The following is a 14810-nucleotide window of genomic DNA, read 5'->3' on the forward strand; positions in this document are numbered from 1 at the left end:
CAGGCATCGGCAAAAGCGCTAAGACATTGATAACAGTACAACAGGATTTTATTATGACAGATTCAGCAAAGAAAAAGGTACAGCCATTAGTATTACATCCCGACAGGCTATTCCCGTCAGATCCTGTACAGCGCGATATTGCAAGACGCCTTTATAAGCATATTAAAGACTTACCGATTGTCAGCCCGCATGGTCATACCGATCCGCGCTGGTTTGCCGATGATGCTAATTTTGACAATGCCACCGCCCTGTTGCTGCTGCCTGATCACTACGTGTTCCGCATGCTTTACAGTCAGGGCATTAAACTGGAAGCATTAGGCATTCGCCGTAAAGATGGTGCAGTGGTTGAAAGCGACTATCGTAAAATTTTCCAACTTTTTGCCAAACACTATTACCTGTTTCGAGGCACGCCGTCGCGGATCTGGCTTGATAGCGTATTTTCTGAAGTATTTGGTTTAACCGACAGCCTGTGCGAGCAAACTGCTGATCACTATTACGATAGTATCAACGCGCAGCTGGCTAAGCCGGAGTTTAAGCCCCGCGCCCTGCTGGACCGCTTTAATATCGAACTGATTGCCACCACCGAAGGTGCATTAAATGACTTAAAGCACCATGCCAAATTAACAGGCAGTGGTTATGAGCATAAAGTGATAACTACCTTCCGGCCGGATGACGTAGTGGATGCCGACCGCGCTGATTTTACGGCTAATGTCGCAAAACTGGGCGAACTAACAGGCGAAGATACGCAAAGCTGGCCGGGCTACCTGGCAGCACTACGGAAGCGGCGGGCGTTTTTCCGTGAGCATGGTGCTACCGCTACCGATCATGGTCATCCCAGTGCGATAACTGCTGATTTAAGCGAAAGCGATGCCGCGGCGTTATTTGCCAAATGCTTAAGCGGTAAAGCCAGCGCTGCTGATGCTGAGCTGTTCCGCGGCCAGATGCTGACCGAAATGGCTGGCATGAGCCTGCAGGATGGTATGACGATGCAAATTCACCCGGGCGCCCATCGCAACCATAATCAGGTGATTTTTGAACGCTTTGGCCCGGATAAAGGTGCCGATATTCCAAGCCCGACCGAGTTTGTCAGCAACTTAAAGCCGTTGCTGCAAAAATATGGCAACGAAGCGAGCCTGAATATAATTTTATTTACCCTGGACGAAACCACTTACGCCCGCGAGTTGGCGCCGCTGGCTGGCCATTACCCGGCCTTAAAACTGGGCCCTGCCTGGTGGTTCCACGATAGCCCCGAAGGCATGTTACGTTTTAGGCATCAGGTAACCGAAACCGCCGGTTTTTATAACACTGTTGGCTTTAACGACGATACCCGGGCCTTTTTATCGATACCGGCCCGGCACGATGTCGCCAGGCGCATCGATTGTCGCTTTCTGGCCGGTTTAGTAGCAGAACACCGGTTAACGGAAAACGAAGCCCATGAGCTGGCTTATGAATTGACGTATGGCTTAGTGAAAAAAGCGTATCAGTTGAAATAAGGTTTCACAGGATATTAGACCGGGGCATTTCGCTAAAATCGCAAGCGAAGCTCAGTAACAGCTAAGCAAAGCGTCTGCCGCAAGGATGCGGCAGAGGAGCCCCCAAGGATGGGTCTACGGCGTCTTTGTGTGCTGTTACTGAGTGCAGCCTGAACAGCAAAATCAGACACAGGCATCTTATGAAGCAACTAAACAATCAAACCCTGGCCAGCCTGAACGGCAAGCTGCCGATACCCGGCTACCGGCTGGCAGAACAGCAACCACAAATTGGTATCGTTCATATTGGCCCCGGCGCCTTTTTCCGTGGTCATCAGGCCTGGTATACCGAGCAGGCGCTGCAATTTGGCGGCGACTGGGCCATTAGTGCCGTTTCTATGCGATCTCCGGATGTCAGCCAGGCGCTAAGCCCGCAAGATGGCCTGTACACTCTGGCGGTGCTCGACGCTGAACAAAGCTATCAGGTGATTGGCTCTGTCGCAGAAGTCTTAATTGCCAGCGAGCAATACCAGCAAGTACAGGCCCGCTTAACGGCAGCCACTACTAAGTACGTTACGCTGACTATTACCGAAAAAGGCTACTGCCTGAATAATGCCGGCAAACTGGATCTAAGCCATCCGCAAATTCAGCAGGATTTAAACGGCACGGCGCAGCCGATTACTGCTGTAGGCATGCTATTCAGTGCGCTTTCGGTGCGTTATCAGGCCAATATCGCGCCATTTTGCGTGATTAGCTGTGACAACCTGACGGATAATGGCCATAAACTGCGGGCGGCCATTATCGCTTATGCTGAGCAGAAAGACGCCACGGTCGCCAACTGGCTGGCCCAGCAGCTGATTTGCCCCTGCACCATGGTTGACAGCATAACGCCGGCCACCGACGATGCCATTAAAACCCAGGTCGCTGATCTGTTGGGAGTACAGGATAACTGGCCAATTAAGCGCGAAGCCTTTGTACAATGGGTAATTGAAGATGTTTTACCTGCCGACCGTCCGGCCTGGCAGCAAGCCGGGGTGATTTATGCCCAGGATGTCAGTGCCTTTGAAAAAGCCAAGTTGCGTTTGCTAAATGCGCCACACTCAACCTTAGCCTATGTTGGCAGTTTGCTCAGCTATGAAACCGTGTATGACGCCATGCAGGACCAGCAGCTGGTAAGCCTTGTCGAACAGATGATAACAGATGAGCTGATGCCATCTTTCAAAGCACCGGCAGAGCTGGATGTTAAGCAGTATAGCCAGGATATTCTGGCACGCTTTCGTAACCCGGCTATTCGTCATTTGCTGTCGCAAATCGCCTGGGACGGCTCACAAAAACTGCCGATGCGAATATTGCCGGCTATTACTGACAATCTGGCCCAAGGCCAACCTATCGCCAAACTGGCTTATGCGATTGCTGCCTGGTGCCGCTTTATTGTTAAGCGTTATAACGATAATGAAAAGCTGGTCGACCCATTAGCCGAGCCATTGCTCGCCGTTGCTGCAAAGTGCAGCGGCAAAGCACAGATTGACGTGCCGTTATTTCTGGCAGTGGATACGGTGTTCCCGCCAGAGCTCAGCTTAAACCCCGAATTTCAGCAGGCAGTGGCTACTGCCTATCAACATATTGTTACCCGTCAGGCCACGCCTGCGGCAGTTGCAGGAGCGCGTTAATGTCATCGTTACCTTTACCTTTGTCTGGCGTAGTAAAAGGCCCGGCATTACTGCCTATTATTCAGGCCGATACCCCGGCGCAGGCAGTGGATATTGCCAAAGCCCTGAGTGCCGGCGGTATTGGCTCGGTAGAAGTGGTGTTGCGTACCAAAGAGGCATTGGCAGGTATTGCCGCGGTTCGTAACGCGCTGCCGGATTTACTGGTGGGTGCAGGCACTATTTTATCCGCTGCGGATGCGATAGCCGCCAAAGCGGCCGGTGCTCAGTTTCTGGTCAGCCCGGCCAGTACCCCTAAACTGCTGGAGGCGATGATTGACTGCGGCCTGCCATTTGCTCCCGGGGTGGCTACCCCGTCCGAAATTGCCATGGCCTTTGAATATGGCTTAACTGAAGTGAAGTTTTTTCCGGCGCATTTATCAGGCGGCATAGAAATGTTAAGGGCGCTGAGCAGTATTTTTCAGCAAGTACGCTTTTGTCCTACTGGTGGCATTGGTCAGCATAACCTGGCAGATTTTCTGGCTTTGCCCAATGTATTTGTAGCAGGTGGTACCTGGTTAACTCCTGCTGCTTTGGTTAAAGCCGGGCATTGGCAGCAAATTAGTGAGCTGGCCGCCCAGGCTACCGCTATTGCTACTAAACTGAAAGCGGCTGCCTGAGGAGGAATGAATGAGCAAACGAATTGTGATTATGGGCGAGTGTATGGTCGAGCTTTACCAGCTGGTCGATAATGTCTATCACCAGAATTTCGCCGGCGATGTGTTTAACACTGCAGTGTATTTAAAGCGCACCTGCGAAGTACCCGTAGACGTGCAGTTTTTCACCTCCGTGGGTACCGATCGGATTAGCGACAAGCTGGTGCGGGCAGTGGAGCGCGAAAAAATTGATACCAAACTGATGCTTCGCAGCAAATCCGCCCGTCCTGGCCTGTATATGATCAACACCGATGCCTTTGGTGAGCGCAGTTTTGTCTATTGGCGGGATAATTCGGCAGCAAAACAGGTTATGCAGTGTTATTCAGCACAGAGTAATTACGAGGCGCTAAAGGGTTGCGATATGTTCTACTTTTCGGGCATAACCCTGGCCATTTTATCCGATGCTGACCGCACCACCTTATTTACCCTGATAGAGCAGCTAAGGCAGGATGGCAGCCAGATTGCATTTGACCCAAATTACCGGCCGGCGCTGTGGCCCAATGCCGATACCGCTAAAGCGGCCTTTGTTCAGGCATACCGTTTAGCTGATATCGCCTTACCGGGGCTGGATGACCATAAAGTGCTGTTTGAGGCTGAGCGAACCGATCAGGTGGTGGAGCAGTTAACCGAGCTGGGCGTGGCGGAAATCATTGTCAAAGACGGCAAGAACGGCATTAACGGCCGCTTTGAACAAGAATGCTTTAGCGCCATTGCCCACCCGGTGAAGAAAGTGGTGGACACCACCGCAGCAGGGGACTCTTTTAATGGCGGTTATTTAGCCGCCCGCCTTGGTGGGATTGCCCCGCAGCAGGCAGTGAAGTTTGCCGCCCGCCTGGCGGGCTTTGTGGTAGAGCATACCGGGGCCATTGTCAGCAAAGAGCACTTTAATGGCTTTTGGGCCAAGCACCGGCCATCCAGTTTTGTGAAGTAAAAAAGCTTTTTCCGGCATCACTTCGAACGATTGGCGTGTCGTCGAATTATCAAAGCGAAGCAGCTAAGGGTATAGCAAAGCGTCTGCCGCAGGGAAGCGGCAGAGGAGTCTACAGGGAAGTATTCACGACGTCTTTGCGTTCCCTTAGCTGTGAAGTCTGCAACCAAAATTAAACAAAAAGATCCAGCAAAAGCCGGACGAGCGGTACATCTGACCCTGACTAACAACCAAGGCAATATTATTGTTAGAAGGAGCAAAGCATGAGTTTAGCAACACTGTTTCCGCAAGCGGCCGACATACCGGCGCAGTTTGCCCACAACGCCCTGATCACCCAGCGCGAATACCTGATTAACGGTGAACTGTTAAGCTGGCAGGGGGAGCTTAGCCCGGTGCTAAGCCCGGTGCATATTCGCGATGGCGACAGCCTGACCCAGGTATTATTGGGCCACACGCCATTACTGGACGAACAGGCCGCCTTAGCTGCGCTGGATTCCGCGGTTAAAGCCTACAACTTAGGCCGTGGTGCCTGGCCGAGCATGCCCGTGCTGGAGCGGATCCAGCATGTTGAAAAGTTTCTGGGTTTAATGCAGTTGCAGCGCGACGAAGTGGTGCGCCTGCTGATGTGGGAAATTGGCAAACCTTATGCCGATGCCGCCAAAGAATTTGACCGCACCTGCGATTATATTCGCGATACCATTGCTGCCTTAAAGCAGCAAGACCGCGATGCCAGCCACTTTATTATTGAACAGGGCAGCCTGGGCAAAATTCGCCGGGTGCCGGTTGGCGTGGCGCTGTGTATGGGCCCGTTTAATTATCCGCTGAATGAAACCTTCACTACCTTAATTCCGGCGTTGATTATGGGGAATACCGTGATTTTTAAACCGGCCAAATATGGTGTGCTGCTTATTCAGCCGTTACTGCAGGCCTTTTTACAAAGCTTCCCGGCTGGGGTTATTAATATTATTTATGGCCGGGGCCGCGAAACCGTCGGCGCTCTGATGGCAAGCGGAAAAATTGATGTATTTGCTTTTATCGGTACCAACAAAGGCGCCAGCGACTTAAAACGGATGCACCCCAAACCCCACCGTTTGCGCGCTGTGCTGGGGCTGGATGCGAAAAACCCGGCCATCGTGCTGGGGGATGCAGACATGAGCCGCACTATTCAAGAGTGTGTCGCCGGCAGCTTGTCGTTTAATGGCCAGCGCTGCACCGCTCTAAAAATTTTGTTTGTGCAGCGCAGTATTGCTGATGAGTTTGTCAGCAAATTAACCAAGGCCGTATCGGCATTAACCGCAGGCATGCCCTGGCAAGCCGGAGTAACTATTACCCCGCTGCCAGAGCCCGGTAAAACCGGCTTTTTAACTGAATTGCTTGAAGATGCACTGAGTAAAGGCGCCAAACTGCAAAACCCGGACGGTGGCCAAACTGTCGCATCGTTCTTTCAGCCTGCCGTGCTTTACCCAGTTAGCGGCGATATGCGCTTATACAGCGAAGAGCAATTCGGGCCGCTGGTGCCGGTGGTGCCTTTTGATGATATCAGCGAAGTGATTGATTATGTAGTCAACTCCAATTTTGGTCAGCAGCTGAGTATTTTTGGTCAGGACCCGCAACAAGTAGGCGAGCTGGTCGATATTTTTGCCAATCAGGTCGGGCGGATTAATATCAACAGCCAGTGTCAGCGTGGGCCTGACAGCTTTCCATTTAACGGCCGCAAAGACTCGGCCGAAGGTACCTTGTCGGTGGTAGATGCGCTGCGTCAGTTCTCTACCCCTAGCCTGGTCGCGGCCAAATATCAGGATAGCGACGTGGATTTTGTTAAGCAAATGGTCAAAGCCCGCAGCTCGAACTTTTTAGCAACGGATTTTTTGTTTTAACTGTTCCGGGGAAAAACTTGCTATGCCCTGGCGCTCAGGGCATAGCCAAAACCGGCAAAACCTGTTACTAAATAGTCATAAGCAAGTTTTCAGGGGATTTTTGTTGTGGCGTTACCTGTTGCGTTTAGCCTTGCTGCTAAAAAGCTGATCCCCGCTGAGCGTTATTTTGACGATCCTATCGCTACGCTGGCGTATGGCACTGATGCCAGCTTTTATCGCTTATTACCAAAATTAGTACTTCGGGTAGAATCTGAGGCTGAGGTGGTGGCGCTGCTAAAGCTGGCCAATCAGCACAAGGTGGCGATTACATTCCGGGCGGCGGGTACCAGTTTATCCGGCCAGGCGGTGACCGATTCAGTGTTGCTGGTACTGGGTGAGAACTGGCAGCAGCGCGAGGTGCGGGGCTTAGGTGAGCAAATACGTTTGCAGCCCGGGGTTATCGGCGCCGCGGCCAATTGTGTATTAAGTAAATTTCAGCGTAAAATTGGCCCGGATCCAGCGTCGATCAACAGCTGTAAAATTGGCGGCATTGTCGCTAACAATGCCAGCGGTATGTGCTGTGGTACTGCCCATAACAGCTTTAATACGCTGGCAGCAATGCGCCTGGTGTTATTCGATGGCACTGTGCTGGATACCGAAGATAGTGCCAGTGTTGCCGCATTTAAGCAAAGCCATGCCCGCTTGCTGGCAGAGCTGGCGCTGCTGGCCGAGCAAACCCGGCAGGACAAAGAACTCTGCGCCAAAATCAGCCATAAATACCGTTTAAAAAACACTACGGGTTTCTCACTTAATGCCTTAACTGAATTTACCGACCCTATCGATATTCTGACTCATTTAATGGTTGGCTCTGAAGGCTGCCTGGGTTTTATCAGCGCTGTCACGTATAACACTGTGCCGGACTATCCGAACCGGGCCAGCGGCTTACTGGTGTTTCCGTCTGTAGCCAGCTGTTGTCAGGCGGTAACAGTATTAAAGCAGCTGCCGGTATCTGCTGTAGAGTTATTGGACCGGCGCAGTTTACGCTCGGTTGAGCACAAAGCCGGTATGCCGGGATGGATAAAACAGGTATCGGATGGCGCCTGTGCTTTACTAATTGAAAGCACTGCAGGATCCGCCCAGGCTTTGCAAAGGCAACTGGCAGAATTAAGGGCGGTGGTGCAGGAATTTGAGCTGGAGCAGCAGGTCGATTTCAGTACCGATCCAGCCATATACAACCAGCTCTGGGCCATTCGCAAGGGCACCTTTCCGGCTGTGGGCGCAGTGCGGCAAACTGGCACCACGGTGATTATTGAAGATGTGACATTTCCGCTGCCGCAACTTGCCGACGGTGTCGCCCGGCTGCAGCAATTATTTACCAAATATGCCTATGACGAAGCGATAATTTTTGGCCATGCCTTAGCAGGCAACCTGCATTTTGTGTTTACTCAGGGTTTTGACGACCCGGCCGAGATAGCGCGTTATGATAATTTTATGCAGGACGTCACGCAGTTAGTGGCAGTGGAGTTTGGCGGTTCGCTTAAAGCCGAGCATGGTACTGGCCGCAATATGGCGCCCTTTGTCGAATTAGAATGGGGGGCAGATGCCTATCAGCTGATGTGGCAACTGAAAAAACTGCTGGACCCGCAGCATATTCTGAACCCGGATGTGGTGCTAAGCCATAACCCGCAGCTGCATTTGCAAAACCTGAAACCGCTGCCGGCGACCAACCCGCTGGTAGATAAATGCATTGAATGTGGCTTTTGCGAGCCGGTGTGTCCGTCGCGCAATTTAACCCTGACACCGCGCCAGCGCATTGTGACCCAACGCGAAATATCGCGCCTGCAGCACAGTGGCAACGATCCAAAACGGCTTAAGGCATTAAATAAAAGTTATCAATATGCTGGCAATGATACCTGCGCCGCCTGCGGTATGTGCAGTAGCGCCTGCCCGGTTGGCATTAATACCGGCGATTTAACCCGGGCCCTTCGCGCTGACAACAATGCTCGCTGGCAGGGTTTGGCTAAGTTTATTGCCAGCCATTTTGCCGGTTTCAGTGCTATTGCCCGCACCGGCTTGCAGCTCGGTCACCGATTAAGTGCGATAACACCGGGCTGGCACAGCGCGATGCCGGCGGCAAATACTGCTGGCGTAAGCGCTGTTGATAGTAGTCTGAAACCGGTGATTTATCTGGCCAGTTGCAGTAGCCGGGTGATGGCGCCGCAAGCAAATAGTCAGGATAACCGCAGCTTGTTGCAGGTAAGTACTGACTTACTGGCCAAAGCCGGTTATCAGTTAATTGTGCCAGATGGCATCGCCAATCAGTGCTGCGGTATGCCATTTCAGTCTAAGGGCCAGTTTGCGGCGGCAAAGCTTAAGCAAAATGAACTCAATCAATGGTTGCTGGAGACAAGTAATTGGGGTCAGATCCCAGTTTATTCCGACAGCAGCCCCTGCAGTTTAACTTTGCAAGGCAAACTGGACCCGCGACTGACGATTATCGATAGTGTCGATTTTCTGTTTGATAAGGTGCTGCCAAAGTTGTCTGTTACCCCGTTACATGAGCCAGTTGCGCTGCACGTTACCTGCAGTGCCAGCCAGTTGGGGCAGGCGACAAAATTGCAGCAATTGCTTGCTGCATGCGCCAGCAAGGTGGTTATGCCGGAGGGCATCAGTTGTTGTGGCTTTGCCGGTGATAAGGGTTTTATATTGCCTGAACTGAATGCCGCGGCATTATCTGGTTTGGCTGCCCAGGTAAGTGAGTGCTCACGGGGGGTGTCAACCAGTCGTACCTGTGAAATTGGTTTATCGCGCCACAGCGGAATTGAATATCAGCATATTGTTTATTTATTGGATAGCTGCAGCGATACAGATAAGATGTAAAGATAATTACTCCCTAATCAGAGACTTGAGGAATAGTCAGGATGGACTTAGAGCGAATAATGCATGTAGAGGACGACGAATCTATCCGTGCTGTGGCAGAAATTGCCCTGGTGGATGTTGCTGGGTTCGAATTGTTAAGCTGTGATAGCGGTCAGAGTGCGCTGGCGCAGGCAGAGGATTTCGCACCACAACTTATTTTGCTAGACGTGATGATGCCGCAAATGGACGGCCTGCAAACTCTGCTGGCATTGCGTCAGATCCCCAGCCTGACAAAAGTTCCGGTAGTATTTATGACAGCAAAAATACAACAGGCGGAGAAGCAGCGTTACTTAGATGCAGGCGCCGTTGGCATTATTGAAAAACCGTTTGAACCAATGCAGCTGGGTGATACGCTGCGTCGACTTTATCAAAAACAATAACGTTTCAGCGCCTGGGTTCGAGGGTAAGCATAATGCTTTTTGCTATTAAGCAACATATCAACACCAAACCCCGCTTTTGGTATCTGTTGTTGGGCCTTTTTCTGATAGCAGCTGTGGGGTTAAATTTCACCAGGCTACCCCTGTTTTTTAGCGTCGAGTTTATCTTTGGTTCAACCTTTGCGGTTCTGGCACTGTTAGTATTGGGGCGCACCGCAGCAGTTCTGGTTGGTATGGCTGCCGCTGCAGTAACATTATTCATTTGGAACCACCCTTACGCCTTTTTGGTTTTTACAGCTGAGATTATCTGGTTGTGCTGGCGCTGGCGCCGTGAAAAAGGCCTTAATCTGGTGCAGCAGGACCTGCTTTTCTGGGTGGTGGTTGGCGTGCCAGCTGTAACGTTATTTTATACCTTTGGGCTCAATACAAATGGACAGGCAGCATTACTTATTGCGCTAAAGCAAATGACTAATGGTATGTTTAATACGCTGTTGGCCAGTTTAGTCATCTTGCTGTTGCAGTCGCAGCGCTGGGCAAGTCCTTATCTGGCATTGCCGCTGATAAGTTTACGTCAGCTGCTATTTCATATTTTAATCGCATTAACGCTATTCGCCGGCTGTGTACCGTTATTGTTAGATGCCCGCAAGCTGCAGGCAGAGTATATGCATAGTGTTGAACAAAGGCTGCAACTACTCGCCGGTATGTTGCAAAAGCAACTTCAGCTCAAGGCTCAGTCTCAATCCGCAAACGACGCCGGCATATCCGAATTACTTGACATAATGTTACCTGAGTTAAGTGCTGGGTTGATGGTTTTTGACGACAGTGGCAATGCTCTTGGTAAAGCCGGCACAATAGCAAGTGTAGATCTGGTCAATACTATTTTGCCTGATTCTGGGTTTTTTCACTGGCAACCTGAAGGGGTAACGCCTTTGCTAAAACGCTGGCAACAAAGTCGTTTTATCCTGGTGGCCTATCCATCAGGCTTAACTGGCATTGGTGCTATTGTTATTGAACAAAGTGCAACTGAGGTAATGGCCAGACTCGAGCATGATAGTGCCAGGCAACTAATTTTATTAGTTAGCTTTTTATTGTTGGTTACTGTTGTTGCAAACTGGCTAAGCAAGGCAATAAGTGTACCGTTGCATCGTCTGGCGCTGGCCAGCGAAAAACTGAAAACACACATTGCTGCAGGTAGCCGCACAGAAATCCCTCCCAGTAATGTGGCAGAATATGACAGCCTGGCACGAAGCTTAAGCCTGATGAGCAATGAGTTGCTGCAGGCGTTTACCCTGAGCAAGGCGAATGAATCTGAGTTATCACAACAAGTAGCCGAGCGCACTTTACAGTTGCAGCAGAGCAACAGCCAGCTAGAGGCGATATTAGCGGCGGCGTCGGACTTTTCGATAATTGCGACCGCGCCTGATGGTATCATTACCTATTTTAGCTATGGCGCTGAAAAATTACTGGGCTATCGTGCCGAAGAGCTGGTAAACAAAGAAACGCCGGCACTATTGCATGTGGCTGACGAGGTTCAGCAAAGAGCGTTGCAGTTAACGCACGAACTAAAACAGCCAGTCTCGGGTTTTAAGGCGTTCGTGGTGGTAGCGGAGCAAAAAGGCAGTGAAAGCTGGGAATGGCACTATGTGCGTAAAGATGGCCAGAAGGTGTTGGTGCAACTAACCGTAACGCCTATCATTGATGGCAATAATACGATTAGTGGCTATCTGGGGATTGCCAAAGATATCTCAGAGCGAAAACGTAATGAGCAACTAAAAAATGAATTTATTTCTACTGTCAGCCATGAATTGCGCACGCCGTTAACCTCTATTTATGGTTCATTGAGAATAGTGAACTCAGGGGTGCTGGCGGAACTGCCGCCCAAAGTGGATAAGCTTTTGCAGGTGGCGGAAGCAAACAGCCAGCGATTAACAATTTTGATTAATGACTTACTGGACATGGAAAAGTTGCTGGCCGGTAAAGTGCAGCTCAACATGCTGTCGCAACCAATGTTGCCATTAGTTCAGGAGGCGCTGCAGGCAATTCAGAGCTATGCTGACCAATATCAGGTAAAACTATCAGCCGAATTAGCGTCAGCACCTTTATATGCTGCTGTTGACGCAGCACGCGTTATTCAGATTTTACATAACCTGCTTTCTAACGCTATTAAGTTTTCTGCAGAGGGTTCCACGGTTGTAGTGAGGCTAATTCAGCTGCGGGATCAGGTTAAGATTGAAGTAATTGACCAGGGTTTGGGTATACCAGATGACTTTAAATCGCGAATTTTTGATCGTTTTTCGCAAAGTGATGCAGCCAGTAACCGCCAGCATGGTGGTACCGGGCTTGGGCTGGCAATCAGCAAAGAATTAGCATTAAAAATGGGTGGCGAAATTGGTTTTAATTCTCAACTGGGGCAAGGCTCAACATTCTGGCTCACTTTTAGCCAAACTGTAACAGAGCCAGCCGGTTAATGGATATAGCGAAGTACTTAAACAACAAAAGCAGGGCGTATGCAACAACCACAAATACCAGAAAATGAGGCTCCAAGACTAGCTGCGCTTTTTGACTCTGCCCTGTTAGATACTGAAGCGGAACCCAGATTTGATCGCATAACCAGCCTGGTGCAGCAATGCCTGGGTACAGAAATAGTACTTATTTCGCTGGTAGATAAAAATCGGCAGTGGTTTAAGTCTCGCCAGGGGCTAGCAGCTTGTGAGACTGGCCGGGATATTTCTTTTTGTGGCCATGCCATTTTAGACGATGATATTTTCGAAATTTCTGATGCGAGTAACGACAAAAGGTTTGCAGATAACCCGTTAGTTACCGATGGCCCGTTAATTCGCTTTTATGCTGGTGCACCATTGCATTTTAACGGTCATCGCATTGGTACCTTGTGTATTATTGATCCTAAGCCTCGTCGGTTAAGCGAGCGTGAGCGGCGAATGTTGCGACAGTTTGCTAACGTTGTTGAACAGGAGATTGTTGACAGGCTGCAACAACAAGCTCATCAACAATTGGCTGCCAGTGAGCTGATGTATCGTTCCGTGTTAGAAGGTACCCGTATTGGTACCTGGCAATGGAATGTGCAAACTGGTGAAACTGTGTTTAACGAACGCTGGGCAGAGATTGTCGGTTATACCCTGGATGAGCTGGCACCCGTCGATATTAACACTTGGCTTGGCTTGGCCCATCCTGATGATTTACCAGAATCGGGTCGTTTATTAGAACTGCACTTTGCCGGGCAGTTACCCTTTTACGATTGTAAATGCCGAATGAAACATAAAGACGGCCATTGGGTATGGGTGCATGACCGCGGGCGAGTTATCAGCTGGACCAAAGATGATAAGCCGTTGATGATGTATGGCACCCATGCCGATATTACTGAGCAAAAGCAAGCCGAATTGGACATAAAAGCCAGCCGCGATCAGTTCAAAAATCTGCTGGCTAATATTCCGGGTGTGGTATATCAGTATCAGCAGTGGCCTGATGGTCGGGCTTGTTTTCCTTATGCCAGTGACAATATTCAAGAAATTTATGGTGTTATGCCTGAGCAGGTAAAAGACGATGCTGCTATCATTTTTAATAAAATTCACCCGGTCGACTTAGCAGGTCTGACACAAAGTATTGCTCAATCGGCCGCAAGCTTGTCACTGTGGCAACATCAGTATCGGGTTTGTTTAGATAATAAAAAAACAATCTGGTTGTCAGGTTGTGCTACTCCTGAGCGTATGCCAGATGGCAGCACACTTTGGCATGGTTATATTGAAAATATTACCAATAGCAAGCAGCATTATTTAGAGCTCGAGCGGCTCAATAAGGAATACAAGCTTAGCCAGCAACGGCTGGAAATGGCCAGTGAAACGGCATTAATTGGTTTTTGGCAAGCATCGTTAATTACTGGTGAGCTGTGGTGGTCACCGGTAATTTATAAGATTTTTGGTTTTGATGAAAATATCACCCCCAGCGTTGCCTTGTTCAAAAGCACTTTACACCCGGAAGACAGGGTTTTGGTAGCGGCCAGTGAGCAGCGTTCTCTGGAAAGCGGCCTGCATGATGTAGTGCATCGGATTATTCGTTCGGATGGCAGTATTCGCTGGGTTCATGAGCTGGCGAGGTTGTTGCCACAGCACGAAAATCCTGACCAAATACTGGTTGGCTCGGTGCAGGATGTGACTGAGCGGATGCAATTGCAGCAGATGAAAGATGCTTTTATTTCGACTGTCAGCCATGAGCTCAGAACCCCGTTAACCGCCATTAAAGGTGCACTTGGCTTACTTAACTCTGGTAAGTTGGGGCAGTTGCCAGCCACTATGCAAAAATTAATGGATGTCGCCGATAGCAATTGTGAACGTCTGGCACACTTAATTAATGATTTGCTGGATGTTGAGAAACTCGCTGCTGGTAAAATGCCGTTTAATATTCAATCACTGGTTGTGCAGGCTGAGTTACAGCAAGCAATAGACAATTTGCAACCATTTGCCAGCCAACAGCAGGTTTGTATAGAACTGCAACCGTTAGCAGAAAGATTAATGGTGCAGGCCGACTCACTGCGGTTACAACAAGTGGTGACCAATCTACTGTCTAACGCCATTAAATTTTCGCCGCCAGACACTAAGGTTGCTGTAAGTGTTAAGCGGCAGAATGACGATGTGCTGTTTCAAATTACCGATTATGGTTCAGGTATACCTGCGGAATTTCATGGTCAAATCTTTCAGCGCTTTGCTCAGGCCGATGGTTCAAATCAGCGGCAAAGCGGCGGCACCGGTTTAGGCCTGGCTATTTGCAAAGAGTTAGTACAGCAGATGGGTGGCAGCATCGGGTTTAATTCAACGCCGGGTAAAGGTACGACCTTTTACTTTGCACTGCCGGCAAAGCGAGTTACTATAAATTAAAAAGTTATGA

At 49.9% G+C, this 14810-nt stretch carries 9 protein-coding genes and 1 pseudogene; all 10 read left to right on the forward strand.

All coding sequences use genetic code 11. The features are described from left to right. Positions 1–53: 53 nt before the first annotated feature. Positions 54–1493 (forward strand): glucuronate isomerase, encoded by a 1440-nt coding sequence (uxaC, locus tag KQY15_RS10340; RefSeq protein WP_217669120.1) that lies wholly within the window; start codon positions 54–56, stop codon positions 1491–1493. Positions 1494–1672: 179 nt separating this feature from the next. After that, a complete protein-coding gene (locus tag KQY15_RS10345) occupies positions 1673–3139 on the forward strand; it encodes a mannitol dehydrogenase family protein (RefSeq protein WP_217669121.1) in 1467 nt (488 codons plus the stop codon). After that, positions 3139–3795, forward strand: coding sequence for a bifunctional 4-hydroxy-2-oxoglutarate aldolase/2-dehydro-3-deoxy-phosphogluconate aldolase (gene eda / locus KQY15_RS10350; RefSeq protein WP_217669122.1), 657 nt, complete (start codon positions 3139–3141; stop codon positions 3793–3795). Before KQY15_RS10345 ends, eda begins: the two co-directional genes overlap by 1 nt. A gap of 10 nt (positions 3796–3805) precedes the next feature. Continuing rightward, on the forward strand, positions 3806–4762 hold the full coding sequence (locus KQY15_RS10355; RefSeq protein ID WP_217669123.1) for a sugar kinase: 957 nt from the start codon (positions 3806–3808) through the stop codon (positions 4760–4762). Between the two features lie 260 nt (positions 4763–5022). Then, positions 5023–6636 carry an NADP-dependent glyceraldehyde-3-phosphate dehydrogenase gene (locus tag KQY15_RS10360; RefSeq protein ID WP_217669124.1) on the forward strand — a complete coding sequence of 538 codons (1614 nt, stop codon included), beginning with the start codon at positions 5023–5025 and terminating at the stop codon, positions 6634–6636. Between the two features lie 105 nt (positions 6637–6741). After that, the gene (locus KQY15_RS10365; RefSeq protein WP_217669125.1) at positions 6742–9495 is read left to right on the forward strand and encodes an FAD-binding and (Fe-S)-binding domain-containing protein; all 2754 of its coding nucleotides are present in this window, start codon (positions 6742–6744) and stop codon (positions 9493–9495) included. A gap of 41 nt (positions 9496–9536) precedes the next feature. Then, on the forward strand, positions 9537–9914 hold the full coding sequence (locus KQY15_RS10370; RefSeq protein ID WP_217669126.1) for a response regulator: 378 nt from the start codon (positions 9537–9539) through the stop codon (positions 9912–9914). 32 nt (positions 9915–9946) lie between these two features. Then, complete coding sequence (locus tag KQY15_RS10375; protein ID WP_217669127.1) at positions 9947–12379, forward strand: sensor histidine kinase; 2433 nt, start codon at positions 9947–9949, stop codon at positions 12377–12379. Positions 12380–12418: 39 nt separating this feature from the next. Then, positions 12419–12913: pseudogene (locus KQY15_RS19290) on the forward strand (GAF domain-containing protein); the annotation flags it as partial. Between the two features lie 27 nt (positions 12914–12940). Further along, positions 12941–14800, forward strand: coding sequence for a PAS domain-containing sensor histidine kinase (locus KQY15_RS10380; protein WP_372449318.1), 1860 nt, complete (start codon positions 12941–12943; stop codon positions 14798–14800). Positions 14801–14810: the final 10 nt, after the last annotated feature.

The sequence above is a fragment of the Arsukibacterium indicum genome, assembly GCF_019100565.1.
Lineage (GTDB): Bacteria > Pseudomonadota > Gammaproteobacteria > Enterobacterales > Alteromonadaceae > Alishewanella > Alishewanella indicum.

Bases quoted from the DNA above. Each gene is read 5' to 3' on its own strand.
- eda (WP_217669122.1), top strand. From the start codon at position 3,139: ATGTCATCGTTACCTTTACCTTTGTCTGGCGTAGTAAAAGGCCCGGCA.
- KQY15_RS10355 (WP_217669123.1), top strand. From the start codon at position 3,806: ATGAGCAAACGAATTGTGATTATGGGCGAGTGTATGGTCGAGCTTTAC.
- KQY15_RS10380 (WP_372449318.1), top strand. From the start codon at position 12,941: ATGTATCGTTCCGTGTTAGAAGGTACCCGTATTGGTACCTGGCAATGG.
- KQY15_RS10360 (WP_217669124.1), top strand. From the start codon at position 5,023: ATGAGTTTAGCAACACTGTTTCCGCAAGCGGCCGACATACCGGCGCAG.
- KQY15_RS10370 (WP_217669126.1), top strand. From the start codon at position 9,537: ATGGACTTAGAGCGAATAATGCATGTAGAGGACGACGAATCTATCCGT.
- uxaC (WP_217669120.1), top strand. From the start codon at position 54: ATGACAGATTCAGCAAAGAAAAAGGTACAGCCATTAGTATTACATCCC.
- KQY15_RS10375 (WP_217669127.1), top strand. From the start codon at position 9,947: ATGCTTTTTGCTATTAAGCAACATATCAACACCAAACCCCGCTTTTGG.
- KQY15_RS10345 (WP_217669121.1), top strand. From the start codon at position 1,673: ATGAAGCAACTAAACAATCAAACCCTGGCCAGCCTGAACGGCAAGCTG.